This is a genomic window from Priestia sp. SB1, from assembly GCF_038898415.1.
Window position 1 is genome coordinate 97,187 of sequence record NZ_JBBJSS010000003.1, and the last position, 13,157, is coordinate 110,343.

Annotated in this window: 16 protein-coding genes; 6 read left to right on the forward strand and 10 right to left on the reverse strand. The window is 38.4% G+C overall.

Annotated features, from left to right (window positions below; genetic code table 11):
• Nucleotides 1–252: 252 nt before the first annotated feature.
• Nucleotides 253–399, forward strand: a complete 147-nt coding sequence (locus WKH56_RS11105; protein ID WP_168760479.1) for a hypothetical protein — start codon at nt 253–255, stop codon at nt 397–399.
• Nucleotides 400–430: 31 nt separating this feature from the next.
• On the opposite strand, the gene WKH56_RS11110 is transcribed toward WKH56_RS11105, so the two are convergent.
• Nucleotides 431–844, reverse strand: a complete 414-nt coding sequence (locus tag WKH56_RS11110) for a YppG family protein (protein ID WP_013056116.1) — start codon at nt 842–844, stop codon at nt 431–433.
• A gap of 229 nt (nt 845–1,073) precedes the next feature.
• On the opposite strand from WKH56_RS11110, the gene WKH56_RS11115 reads away from it, so the two are divergent.
• On the forward strand, nt 1,074–1,268 hold the full coding sequence (locus WKH56_RS11115) for a YppF family protein (protein WP_013056115.1): 195 nt from the start codon (nt 1,074–1,076) through the stop codon (nt 1,266–1,268).
• 126 nt (nt 1,269–1,394) lie between these two features.
• Nucleotides 1,395–1,565, forward strand: coding sequence for a hypothetical protein (locus tag WKH56_RS11120; protein WP_165573332.1), 171 nt, complete (start codon nt 1,395–1,397; stop codon nt 1,563–1,565).
• A 396-nt stretch (nt 1,566–1,961) separates the two neighbouring features.
• Here WKH56_RS11120 and WKH56_RS11125 read toward each other — a convergent pair whose 3' ends face one another.
• Nucleotides 1,962–2,312, reverse strand: a complete 351-nt coding sequence (locus tag WKH56_RS11125; protein ID WP_013056113.1) for a YppE family protein — start codon at nt 2,310–2,312, stop codon at nt 1,962–1,964.
• A 45-nt stretch (nt 2,313–2,357) separates the two neighbouring features.
• A complete protein-coding gene (locus WKH56_RS11130) occupies nt 2,358–2,612 on the reverse strand; it encodes a hypothetical protein (RefSeq protein ID WP_029325131.1) in 255 nt (84 codons plus the stop codon).
• 227 nt (nt 2,613–2,839) lie between these two features.
• Between WKH56_RS11130 and WKH56_RS35140 the strand changes: the two genes are divergently transcribed.
• Nucleotides 2,840–2,941 (forward strand): hypothetical protein, encoded by a 102-nt coding sequence (locus tag WKH56_RS35140; RefSeq protein ID WP_016763465.1) that lies wholly within the window; start codon nt 2,840–2,842, stop codon nt 2,939–2,941.
• 11 nt (nt 2,942–2,952) lie between these two features.
• Here WKH56_RS35140 and WKH56_RS11135 read toward each other — a convergent pair whose 3' ends face one another.
• Nucleotides 2,953–3,948 carry a DUF2515 family protein gene (locus tag WKH56_RS11135; RefSeq protein WP_048020000.1) on the reverse strand — a complete coding sequence of 332 codons (996 nt, stop codon included), beginning with the start codon at nt 3,946–3,948 and terminating at the stop codon, nt 2,953–2,955.
• 73 nt (nt 3,949–4,021) lie between these two features.
• On the opposite strand from WKH56_RS11135, the gene recU reads away from it, so the two are divergent.
• Nucleotides 4,022–4,621: a Holliday junction resolvase RecU gene (recU, locus tag WKH56_RS11140; protein WP_034266860.1), complete on the forward strand. Its 600-nt coding sequence runs from the start codon at nt 4,022–4,024 to the stop codon at nt 4,619–4,621.
• Between the two features lie 63 nt (nt 4,622–4,684).
• Nucleotides 4,685–7,516, forward strand: coding sequence for a PBP1A family penicillin-binding protein (locus WKH56_RS11145; RefSeq protein WP_048020001.1), 2,832 nt, complete (start codon nt 4,685–4,687; stop codon nt 7,514–7,516).
• A gap of 35 nt (nt 7,517–7,551) precedes the next feature.
• Here the strand turns inward: WKH56_RS11145 and WKH56_RS11150 are convergent, their stop codons facing one another.
• From WKH56_RS11150 to WKH56_RS11175, 6 genes are all read right to left on the reverse strand, one after another.
• Complete coding sequence (locus WKH56_RS11150) at nt 7,552–8,052, reverse strand: YpoC family protein (protein WP_048020002.1); 501 nt, start codon at nt 8,050–8,052, stop codon at nt 7,552–7,554.
• Nucleotides 8,039–8,710 carry an endonuclease III gene (nth, locus tag WKH56_RS11155; RefSeq protein WP_028414079.1) on the reverse strand — a complete coding sequence of 224 codons (672 nt, stop codon included), beginning with the start codon at nt 8,708–8,710 and terminating at the stop codon, nt 8,039–8,041. The genes WKH56_RS11150 and nth overlap by 14 nt, the downstream gene beginning before the upstream one ends.
• A gap of 140 nt (nt 8,711–8,850) precedes the next feature.
• Nucleotides 8,851–9,558, reverse strand: a complete 708-nt coding sequence (locus tag WKH56_RS11160; protein ID WP_016763459.1) for a DnaD domain-containing protein — start codon at nt 9,556–9,558, stop codon at nt 8,851–8,853.
• A gap of 336 nt (nt 9,559–9,894) precedes the next feature.
• Entirely contained in the window at nt 9,895–11,187 is a 1,293-nt protein-coding gene (gene asnS, locus WKH56_RS11165; RefSeq protein WP_045293839.1) for an asparagine--tRNA ligase, read from the reverse strand.
• Between the two features lie 155 nt (nt 11,188–11,342).
• Complete coding sequence (locus tag WKH56_RS11170; protein ID WP_063247544.1) at nt 11,343–12,527, reverse strand: pyridoxal phosphate-dependent aminotransferase; 1,185 nt, start codon at nt 12,525–12,527, stop codon at nt 11,343–11,345.
• A 133-nt stretch (nt 12,528–12,660) separates the two neighbouring features.
• Nucleotides 12,661–13,149, reverse strand: a complete 489-nt coding sequence (locus tag WKH56_RS11175) for a cell wall elongation regulator TseB-like domain-containing protein (protein ID WP_013056103.1) — start codon at nt 13,147–13,149, stop codon at nt 12,661–12,663.
• Nucleotides 13,150–13,157: the final 8 nt, after the last annotated feature.

Genomic DNA, 13,157 nt, shown 5'->3' on the forward strand with positions numbered 1-13,157 from the left:
CTACTCGCCGCTCTCGTCGTTCTACTCGCCGCTCTCGTCGTTCTACTCGCCGCTCTCGTCGTTCTACTCGCCGCTCTCGTCGTTCTACTCGCCGCTCTTAATTTCTCTAAACACTCATCTTTATTGCAAAAAAACGCCGAAGAACTACGAATGTCTTCGGCGTTTTTTTCCACTTATAGAAGGTGCACATTTGGAAATATACTAAGATGGAGCGTTATTCATTTTACATAGAAATAGAAAAGGAGAGCTTTTATGAAAAAAAATAAGCATCGAATTTTAACTTCATCAACCACAGATGTCGAAGAAATCAAACGTTTAAATGCGCAGTCTGGACTAACTTACAATGAAGTATTTGCACTTCTTGGAGAAACCTATTTGAAAAATCAAAAGAAAAAATAGTAAGCAGGGACTAGAAAACACCTTCTAGTCCTTATACTTTGAAAATCCCGGAAAATCCTTTTACTAAGGATGTTAATTGGTTCATAGCTCCCATCATCTGCCCGGCAGTATTCATCATCTTGTTCATATCGTAATTGCCATCACTCGATTTAAACTGAGACATTAATGACTGAAATTGAGATGGCTGAGGCTTTTGCTGCTGAGCTTTAGGGTATGGATTAAAAGGCGCACCTGCATTATTGTACATGGGCTGCTGGTACATTCCGTTCATATAGGGAATTTGCTGAGGGCCAAAAGGCATTTGTTGCTGAGCGTAAGGATGTTGCGGCATATAAGCTTCCGTCCATGGCTGCTGGTGATACTGTGGAAATGGATGTACCTGACTTAAATCAAAACGTTCTGGTTGATGTTGCTCATAATACGGATAGTGCTTACTTGTATACATGCAAAATCAATACCTCCTTTTTAATATTACATAATATATAGTATGTATGCAGAAATAAGAGGTGACGTTCGTCTACTTGTACTTTTGGAGAACGTATTCAAAAATATGTAGGTTTCTGTCGAAAGTTTAAATTTTTCAAAAAAACGAGATTATTCAAATATATGGTACGATAAGAACAAGTGATACTACGATACGTAGTGGCACAAATGGGGATTAGGAGGGAATTTACATGTATGTGAACGAACTTCAAGAAGCTTTTATAGCGGTGAAACAGTATGAGCCGCAGTCAAGTAATGAATTACTCGATTTTGCTCAGCAGCAGTATTTAAAAGGTTTTTTAACTCCTATGAATTACAAAGCCGCTGTACGTGAACTCGAACAAATTGGAGCTACTAAGCCCGATTTTAGTGCACAAGACGATTAATTTTTTTTACTACCACCGAGAAATCGGTGGTTTCTTTGTTTCCTTTAAAGTGGACACATACTTCTTTTTTGACTTGTTTATACTATAAAAGCTTTAACGTAGTATTCAATAAAGGAGGTCTATCTCATGAGTCGTGGAAAACATTTTGATCACAAAAAACAGGGACAAAGTGCAGTAAATAAAACAAATAACGCCGTTGCTTCTAAACATACCGAAAAAGTTGATTATCATATCGATACAGTCGCTTCACAAGATCACCCAGCTGTTTCTATCCAATCTCAAAAAGATTTTGATTAACTTTTTATTGATCATGATAAAAAGAGGCTGGGACATAACAAAAATGAATCCAATCTAGAAACGAACAAATGGGATACATGAGCTGAATCGCTTATGACACCGCAGTTGATCTCCATGCAAGGCTTCGCTTTCCGCGGGCGGTCGATGAGCCTCCTCGTCGCTTGCGCTTCTGCGGGGTCTCATCTGTTCCACTTTTCCCGCAGGAGTCTTTGCCTTGCCCTCAAATCAACTACTCGAAGGAACGAAACAGATGAAGCCTATGCTAATAATCAAAAAAAACGAACTACGAATCAAAAAAATGATCGATAGTTCGTTTTTAAATTCGAGTAATATACTTTTGTTACCATTTCATACATAGAAAATCCCCACCTTGTAGATCTTAACGGAAGGCCGGGATTAATTATTCAATATCGACTCGAGCACATACTTATTTGAGTGATACATCTTTTTAAATCGCTTTTCTCGCGTCTCTGGATAAAATGACTGTAGTACAACGTTTTGTAAATTTTCTTTTAACGTCTCCACTTGATTAACATGAATATATTTTGGTCGCTCTTTCTTCAGCCATTCCGTTACGAGACTAGCCCATTCATCAAGTTCTTTGAAGAAAATATCTCCATAAGGTTTTACTTCTTCAAAAAATTTAACTTCATAATTTTCTTCCTGTTGAATAGACGCTAATCGTTCTACAGCTACTTCATTATATTGAAACATGATTTCCGTACTTTTTTTCACATCTTCATTCATCGTTATTCGTCACCTCTACGATGACTATTGTAACATAAACAATCTTTATACTGTATGAAGAACCATTTCTCTTCGGCTTCTACTCCATTCTGTTTCGGAAGGCATGCTTTCATACACAGCTACTTCAATTTCTTGCAGTGATTGGTCAATGCGATGAACTTGTTCCATATATGTTTCTTCACAATGTGTAAATGCTTCATTTATAGATGTAGACATCGTTTTATCCACTAGATCTACTTGCTCTAGTAAGCTATCTAATAAAGTCATCATTTCGCTTGTTTTAACCATACTTTGTTTCATCGCCATCCCTCCAAATTTTCCTTTGCATAACGTATTCTCTTTTTTATTCAATGTCCCTTCACACATGACAAAACTAGTTTCTATTCGTCAAAGAAAGATGTTTTCGACATTTTCATTTAGGGTGAATCGAAAGAGAACATATTGAAAACACTAGTATAGACATTTCAGCTAAGTGGATACATTCTGCTGCTGAACGTTCATTACAACATGATAGGAGGTGCCTAGATATGGCCAACAAACAGCAAAAATCACAGCCTAAAAATAAGCCTGAAACAAAAACCTACGGTGATCCTAAAAAGTTAAACGGTCCTAACCAGCCTTCTACTTAAGAACAAAACGGTCACTTGTGGCCGTTTTTATTTACATTAACTACTTGCGCTACTTTCATTAATATATGCAGCTGCTTTTGCTTTTGAAGATACCACTTTGTAAAATGAACTTTCTTTGGAAAAGGCGGCTTTTTCATCAGCTTGTGTTCCTCTTTTTTTGTTAAAAACCACTTTTCTCTCTTTTTTTCATGATGGCTAATAGCCGGATACACCTTTCGAAGTGCAGGTGTACAGCAACTGGTTTCATCCACAAAATACTGCTCATAATCGTGTCTCGAACCCGTATGCTTTGTTTTCAAAGAAAATTCATAAAACAAGGGATAATACTTTTCATGAAATAATAAAGCCCCTAATTTCTTCCCCAAATCAATCCGATTATTTACTTTTGTAAAATCATGAACAGAACAACCGTATAGCTCCCCTTTTGTAGTAGGAAAAAGGACGGAACTAAAGTGGAATATATCTTGAAAAAAAAACAGCGCACTTTTAAATACTCTGTCTTGATAAAAAGGCTGTTCAATAACGGGCTTTTGAATAACGTGCTGCTCATTTACAATTAACGCATGAATAAGCTGCAGTTCAGAAGGTTTCTGCATAAATTGCCTCCACTTTTCTTCGATAAAAGATGAAACATTTAAATAGGGAAGTAAATGAACGTAAGAGACATGTTTTTTACGCGAAACAGCATACAATAGTAATTGCGGGAAGGCATCTTTAAAAATAAGCCAATTTGCTCTTTCATACGTCAAAAATAATAAATCGCGCGTTTGCTTTGATAACGCTTTTTTCATTGGTTCTCCTTGCAAATCACACATATTCCACCCTGCGTTGCGCGATACCATACTTGCGAGAAATGCCCACTTTACTTCAGGATATCTATGATAAAAAGTTGCATAAGCTTGGGTTCTTGATATATTATCAATATTCAGCTTGTCTGTTGTTTTTTTAATCGCCGTCAACAGCGCTTGTTCCGAACTATTGAGTGACATCTCTTCATCTTCTTTCATCTATTTTTATTTGTAGGATTTGGTATAATAGAATTTGTTTGTTTAATAGATTTACACTAAAGGAGTGATGGTTATGATTCGCTATCCTAACGGAAAGGCCTATAAGCCATTGAATACCAGCAGTCCTTCCCCTAAAAAGCTAGAAGCTAGCTATAGCAATCGTGGTATGACGCTGGAGGACGATTTAAACGAAACAAACGAATACTATGTTTCAAAAGGAATAGCCATTGTTCACAAAAAACCAACCCCTGTTCAAATTGTAAAAGTAGACTATCCGAAGAGAAGTGCCGCTGTTATCAAAGAAGCTTATTTTAAGCAGGCTTCTACTACAGACTATAATGGAATCTATAAAGGAAAACACCTTGACTTTGAAGCAAAAGAAACGAGAAATAAAACCTCATTTCCTCTGCGTAATTTTCATGAACATCAAATTGAACATATGAAGCAAATTGTGAAACAAAACGGGGTTTGTTTCGTTATATTAATGTTCTCTACTTTACAAGAAATATACTTGTTCGAAGCACAGTTCCTTTTTCCTTATTGGGATGCCATGAAAAAAGATGGACGAAAATCAATCCCTAAGGCAGATATTGAAAAAAAAGGGCATTTCATCGAACTTGGTTACCATCCGAGAATCGATTACATAAAAACTATAGATAAATTATACTTTTAAGAGTATGATATATATGTTTACGGAAATCATTCTCTTACAATGCGTTGAAAGGTAGGAGTTTTTATGTCAGATAATTATCGCTCTCGTGAAGAACGACGAAGAGCTATGAATGACAACAAACCAGAAGGTAAATCTCAAGGAAAACCGAAAAAGAAGAAAAAAGGAGGCCTATTTCGTAAAATTGTTGCCGCAGTTTTACTGATAGGAATCATCGGGCTCATTGCCGGAGTGGGAACTTTTTTTGCTATGATAAGCGATGCTCCAAAAGTTGATGACTCGGTATTAAAAAACTCTTTTTCATCTAAAGTATATGCAAACGATGGAAAAACAGTTGTAAAAGAAATTGGAGCTCAAAAACGTACATATGTGCAATACGATGAAATCCCTCAAGTCGTCAAAAATGCATTTATCGCTACGGAAGACGTTCGTTTTTATAAACATCACGGCGTCGACTTTTACCGTATTGGCGGAGCATTAATGGCGAACTTTAAAAACGGCTTCGGTGCTGAGGGCGGTAGTACGATTACTCAGCAAGTGGTAAAGAATTCGTTCTTATCACCAAAGAAGACGGTTAAACGTAAAGTACAAGAAATGTGGTTAGCTTACCAGCTTGAGCGCAAATATTCGAAGCAACAAATTCTTGAAATGTATTTAAACAAAATATATTTCGCATCAGGTGAAGTATACGGTATTGAACGAGCAGCTGAGAAATTTTACGGAGTTAAAAGCGTAAAAGATTTAACTCTTGATGAAGCTGCTATGTTGGCAGGCTTACCAAAAGCGCCAACTACTTATAACCCAGTTACAAACCCAGAGAATGCTACTAAACGCCGTAACACAGTATTAAACTTAATGGCTAAAAACGGCTTCATTACACAAGCCGAGGCCGACAAAGCAAAACAAGTAGATGTACAGGCTCACTTAGCTAAACAAACTGAATCAACATCTAAGTACGATGTATTTATTGATCAAGTAATCGAGGAAGTAAAAAAGAAAACAGACGCGGATCCATTTTCTGCGGGCTTAGAAATTTATACAACGCTTGACACGAATGCTCAGGACTATGTAGATGATGTGATGAATAACAAAGTAGTCAACTTCCCGAACGATAAATTCCAAGCAGGTCTTGTCGTTGTAGATAATGAAACAGGCGGTATTCAAGCAATTGGAGGCGGACGTAACCGCGTGTCAGGCGGCTTGAACTTTGCAACAAATATGAGACGCCAGCCCGGCTCAACAATTAAGCCGATCTTAGATTACGGTCCAGCGATTGAGAACTTAAAGTGGTCTACTGGACAACCGCTAAAAGATGAAGAATATCATTATTCAAACGGCACGCCAATCCGAAATTTTGGACGCAACTATAAAGGTTGGGTTTCAGCGCGTGAAGCTTTAGGACGTTCACTGAACATCCCTGCTTTAAAAGCGTTCCAAGCAACCGGTGCGGACAAAGCAAAAGAGTTCGCTACAGGCCTTGGGCTAAAATTAGATGAAGAAGACGGCGAAGCTTATTCTGAATCTTATTCTATCGGAGGCTTCCGTACAGGTGTTACACCTCTGCAAATGGCTGGAGCCTATAGTGCTTTTGCAAATGAAGGTATGTACAATGCACCGCATACTGTGACAAAGGTAAAATTCCCTGATGGAACAGAAATTGATTTAACGCCAAAACCAAAACGCGCAATGCAAGATTACACGGCATTTATGATGACGGACATGATGAAATCTGTTGTAAACGAATCATATGGTACAGCTCGTGCTGTTCGTACACCAGGATTAGAAATTGCGGGTAAAACGGGAACTTCGAACTTTAGTGCTGCAGAAAAGCAACGATACAATATTCCAGACGCTGGTGAAAAAGACGTTTGGTTTAATGGATTTACGCCAAACTATACGATTTCCGTATGGACAGGCTATGAAACTGCTAAAGACGGCTATATTTTAAGTCCTAATGAAACAGGCATGGCAAAAAATATCTTTAAGCATGTTATTACTCATATTTCTGAAGGCAAACCTAAAGGAAGTTTCAAGCAGCCGGACAGCGTAGTTGAACGTTCCGTGGAAAAACCAACGGGCAAAGACTTAAAACGCCCAAGCGGCTCTACTCCTTCGAGCTTAATTACGAAAGAATACTTTGTGCGCGGTACTGCACCGACCAAAGTATCTCAAACGTTTGTGAAAAAAGAAAAAGAAGAAAAGAAAGAAGATAAAAAAGAGGACAAAAAAGAGAAAAAAGACAATAAAGATGTGAAGCCAAAAATTACTGCTTCGTATAGCGGAGGAGCAATTTCAGTTAACTGGTCAGCGTCAAACGCAGCCAGTGATACAACCTTTACAGTCACAATGTCATCTCCTAACGGTTCTGAACAACTCGCATCTGGCGCAGGAGCCGGTGGAAAAACAATTTCCAACCCAGCACCAGGCGCAACGTATAGTTTCACCGTAACAACAAATACGGGCCAAAGCGCTAGTTCTTCTGTAAAAGTCCCTGATTCATCAGATCAAGCTACCGAAGATGATTCTACTAAGCCTGAAGATGACGGAACAACGGACGATAATCAAAATGAAGATAATAGCAGCACTGATCAAAACAACGGCTCTGATCAAGGTGACGATTCATCTACTCAGCCGGATGATAACCAAAACAGCAATAATGGCAGCAATAGCAGCGGTAGCAATAGCGGCAATACCGATAATAACAATAACAATAACGATAGCGGCAATGCTAACGATGGTAATAGCAGCAACAACAACAATAATAACGGAGGCGCAACAACTCCTCCAGCAGACAACGGTGGAAGTGACTCAGGAAGTCAAACACCACAAACTCCTGCTACACCATCAACGCCGTCAACACCTGCTACACCGCAGCAAGAGCCAACAACTGAAAATTAACGCAGCAGTAAAAAGCCCCTACACGTGTAGGGGCTTTATTTCTTGTGAAGAATAAGCATTTTTGCATACTGCTTACGCAGCTCATTAAATAATTCTGTCAGCTGAATATACGCTTGATAAGAAGAAACTCGCTGCAGCAAAAACATAAGTCTCTCAGCACAGTTAATAGGCTTATAGGTTAGGTCCGCTATGTCTTCTTGCAGCCGATTTAAACGCCGAACGGGCTGTCCATTAATCCAAAACAGTAAACTAATATACATAGCAGCAGCTTGTTTCATACAAGGCGCTGCTTCTTTTGCTTTTCGCTGAGAAAAAAGCGTATGCAGTTCTTCCCTTTGAGTTTCCCACTTTTCAAAAAATGGCCGTATGTTCTTTTGAACATCCCTCCAAGGTGTTTTCGTTTCTTTATGTACATCGTATAAAATATCATAAGCAAAATAATTTATTCCATTTTTTGTATCTAATTCAAGAACCCGATCTTCTTTTGAATAAAATGGTTCGCATATGAAATGTGACGGCACTTCAATCGGTAACATCTGTCTTCTTCTCTTTTCCTTTCATTCGTTTCTTTCCTTCTCGGCAAAGATCAAGAAGCGGGCAGACATGACATTGAGGAGACTGTGCTTTACAGTGATAGCGTCCAAAGAAGATAAGTCGATGATGCGTAACGGACCATTCATCTTTCGGAATTTTTCTCATCAGCGTTTTTTCTACTTCCAAAACGGAATCTTTCCACCTGCAAATCCCAAGGCGTTTACTTACACGTTCTACATGCGTGTCTACTGCTATTGACGGTACTCCAAAAGCTACGGATACAACAACATTAGCCGTCTTACGCCCTACTCCTGGAAGATTGGTCAGCTCATCACGATCTTTCGGAACTTCTCCTCCGTATTCATCAATGAGCATACGGCAGAGCTTTTGAATGTTTTTAGCTTTATTTCTATATAAGCCGATTGATCTAATATCTTGCTGCAGCTCTTCCAACGAAACGGCTAAATAGTCTTCAGGCGTTTGATATTTCTTGAATAAATCCGCTGTTACGCGGTTGACTAAAGCATCTGTGCACTGAGCAGATAGCGCCACAGCAATGACTAAATCAAAGGGATTCCGATGATTTAACTCACAGTGAGCGTCAGGAAACATTTCTGCCATAGCATCTAGGCACTGTCTGATTTGTTTTAACGTTAACATACTAGTTCTCCTTCTTCTTACAGGTAGTTCCCCCCTATTTTACAATAGGGTTCTTGTCAAATGCTACTTTTGTCCACATTCTTTTAAAAAAGCTGCTTCAAGATTCAATTACTTGGATCTTGAAGCAGCTTTTTATCCTGTCATTGCTCTAGCCAGTTAAAAAAAGGAATGGCTGATGTAGACTGAGAAGGGTTAACAGAAGATAGTTTTTTGGGCTGTTGATTTTGACGAAATTTTTGGCTATGCTTGCGGGCTTGATCAATGGTCTGAATGCCATTTTTCTTCCATTCGAATAAAATACGATCAATATACCGGAAGTTTAATTTTCCAGACATCACCGACTCTCTTAGTGCCGCTTTAATAATAATGGGGTCATGATGATCTTGATCAATCCACATCGCTAGCGTTTCGCATTCAAACGGAGACAATGCTCTGCCAAATTCTTTTTCAAACATTGTATATAAATTAAGCTCTTCTTGTTCTTCTTCGCTTTTTTCTACTTCTCTTGTTTCTTGCATCATATGATGAATAAGCTTTTCCCAAAGCGGTTTTAATGAATAACGTTCACAAATAAGGGCGTTTTGCTGTTGATCTTGCTCAATAGATAAAAAGCCGCGCTGAATTAATGCTCGCAGCGTATCCATACACACAGCACTTGAAATACTCATTTTTGCCGCCAATTCGTTAGGTGTCGGGAAACCTTCACCGCCTTCAATGGAAACATAAATATGCATTAACGTCATGAATTCCGTTTCGTTCATTCCCAAATCGCTATAGTGATTAAACAGCAGCTTCGGAATTGAAACTGTGCCTTGTTCAAACCATTCAATTAACGTTTCTTTTTTCATATCCGAACACCTCAGTAGTTAGTATATCATGAAGTTTATAGTCAAAGTAATAATTATTCGAAGCTAAAAAAGCTTCTATGTAAAACTTTCCGCTGAAACCGTACCATTGCTCTGCACATATAAAATATATACGAACGATGACTTCCTTCCAAGAATATTACACTAACTTATTTTTTCGAGAATTGCAACTCCCTTTTAAGTTAGACTCTCTTCTATGTTTGCCGTTGTTTCCTTGTGATATAAGTAAAAACCTCGTTTTTCTTTTCTTTTTATGATTCATAAAAAAAAGCTAAAAAAGTATCCTGACTACAGGAGTCAGAATACTTTTTCACTTCCTTACGGGTATAAACGGTTTAATAAGCGTGGGAATGGAATCGTTTCACGAACGTGTTCTACGCCGCTAATCCATGCTACTGTACGCTCAAGGCCTAAACCAAATCCTGAATGTGGAACTGAGCCATACTTACGAAGCTCTAAATACCACTTGTATGTTTCTGTATCTAATTTGTGCTCTTCTACACGCTGAGCTAAAAGCTCTTGATCATGAATACGTTCAGAGCCTCCAATGATTTCTCCGTAGCCTTCTGGTGCGATTAAGTCTGCACATAATACTACGTCTTCATTTGTTGGATCTGGCTGCATATAAAATGGTTTTAATGACGTTGGATAGTGTGTAATGAATACCGGCTTGTCATAGCTTTCTGCGATAGCCGTTTCATGCGGTGCTCCAAAGTCATCTCCCCACTGAATGTCTGTAAATCCTTTTTCATGTAAGAATTTAAGAGCCTCATCGTACGAAATACGAGGGAATGGCGCTTTAATTTGTTCTAACTTAGATGTATCACGGCCTAGTACATTTAACTCTAACTTACAGTTTGTTAAAACAGACTGTACGACATGAGACACATACTCTTCCTGTACTTTCAAGTTATCTTCGAATTGGTAGAAAGCCATCTCTGGTTCAATCATCCAAAACTCAATTAAATGACGGCGTGTTTTAGATTTTTCAGCGCGGAACGTTGGACCGAATGAAAATACTTTTCCAAGCGCCATTGCCGCTGCTTCCATATAAAGCTGTCCACTTTGAGAAAGATATGCATCTTCGTCAAAATATTTCGTGTGGAATAATTCTGTTGTTCCTTCAGGAGCACTTCCTGTTAGGATTGGAGGATCTACTTTTGTAAACCCGTTTTCGTTAAAGAATTCATACGTTGCACGAATGATTTCGTTACGAACCTTCATAACAGCATGTTGACGTTTAGAACGCAGCCATAAATGACGGTTATCCATTAAGAACTCTGTTCCATGTTCTTTTGGCGTAATTGGGTAATCAACAGCTTCATGAATAACTTCAAGGCTTGTAACTGTTAACTCATAGCCAAACGGTGAGCGCTCATCTTCACGTACTACACCTGTTACATATAGTGATGATTCTTGCGTCATAGACTTAGCTAATTTAAAAGTTTCTTCTTCTACTTCAGCTTTTACAACTACCCCTTGCATGAATCCTGATCCATCGCGCAGCTGTAAAAAGGCAATTTTACCACTTGAACGTTTATTCGCTAACCAAGCACCAATTGTTACTTCTTTTCCTACATGCTTGCTTGCTTCTGAAATCGTAATTTTCACGATTAATATCCCTCCAAAAAACTTACATTTCGTAATTATGTATGCCATCCTATTATACATTTCGACAAACATAATAACAAGTAACAAACAAAAAGAGCCTTCTAACACGTGTGATTTGTGCTAAAAGGCTCTTTTGTTTTTAAATATAATCTTTTTTATTTCATATGACGAGTCATGAATGATTGAATTCGTTCCAATGCCTTTTCTAGCAGATCTAGTGATGTAGCATAAGAAAGACGTACGTTTTCAGGTGAACCGAATCCTGATCCAGGCACTAGCGCTACCTTCTCTTCTTCTAAAATAGCTTCTACCCATGCATCAACTGTATCAAAGCCAGTTAACTTTGCAGCTTCAATTGCATTAGGGAATAAATAGAAAGCACCCTGTGGTTTTAAGCATGAGAACCCTGGAATGTTAATCAGCTTTTCATGAATCACGTTTAGACGCTCTTCAAAAGCTTGTCGCATCATTTCCACCGGCTCCTGAGTGCCGTTATAAGCAGCGATTGTTGCATATTGAGCAATAGATGTTGGATTTGACGTGCTGTGACTCGCTAGGTTTGTCATTGCTTTAATAAATGTAGCATCACCAGCTGCATATCCAATGCGCCAGCCCGTCATGGAATGTGACTTAGAAACACCGTTAATGATAATTGTTTTTTCTTTTAACGCTGGTGAAAGCTGTGCAATCGATACATGTTCATTTTGACCATATACAAGCTTTTCATAAATTTCATCTGATACGATAAAAATATCGTGCTTCAAGCAAACTTCTCCTAAAGCTTGAAGCTCTTCTCTTGTGTAAATCATACCCGTTGGGTTGCTTGGTGAATTGATAATAACAGCTTTAGTTTTAGCAGTAATAGACGCTTCTAATTGTTCAGGTGTGATTTTAAATTCGTTATTTTCAGAACCTTCAACGAATACGGGTGTACCTTCTGCTAACTTTACTTGCTCAGGATAACTTACCCAGTAAGGAGTTGGGATAATTACTTCGTCACCTTCGTCTAACAGAACTTGAAATAACGTATACAGTGCGTGCTTAGCACCTGTACAAACAATAATTTCAGAAGGTGAATACGTCAGGCCTTGATCGCGTTTGAATTTTTCAATTACCGCTTCTTTTAATGGTGCAAGACCGCCTGCTGGCGTATATTTTGTCTGACCATCATTCATTGCCGTAACAGCCGCTTCTAAAATGTGCTGCGGCGTATTAAAATCAGGTTCCCCTGCTCCAAGTCCAATCACATCATGACCAGCCGCTTTCAATTCTTTCGCTTTTGCTGTAATCGCTAATGTTGATGATGGCGTTAATGCTGATACACGTTTTGCTAACTTCACTAAAATCTCCCCCTATGAACTAAAGCTATAATCAGCCCGCAGGCTGATTATAGATAAAAAATTGGCTTCATTTTCATAAAGCGCTGAAATCTTATATTATGACACATATGGTATTTCATATGGTATAAACGATTTATGATTGAGATAAGCTGTATCGTTTTATAAATTCACCGCTAGAGAAATCAAGATAATAGTATGTTAAATGTTTCTTATCTTTATCCACATATGTTACTTCCCACAGCGGCTTTTTATTTTCAATGCCTAGGCGCACCGACTTAATTTCCTGCGGATTTTTATCATTTTTCACAATGGAAATGGCTTTCTCTTTTGTGATCCCGCTGCTTGCTTTCTTTAAAACAGCTGTTTGTTTTTTGCTTTTAGGCATCCAAGCAATTACCTTTTGATTGCTTCGGTTTGTACCTTCTACTACATAAAATGCATGATTGCCGAAATATGGCTGGGTGCTTGTGACAGATTTCAAATTAAATTCTTTTTTTGCTTGGGATGCTGCTTTTTCCTCAGCAGACTGAACATCCTTCACAGACGAGTGATAAATGCTAAAAGAAATGCCTCCGATAATTAAAAGCACAGCAGCTACCGCTACAATAATTAACTTTTTCATAAAATCCC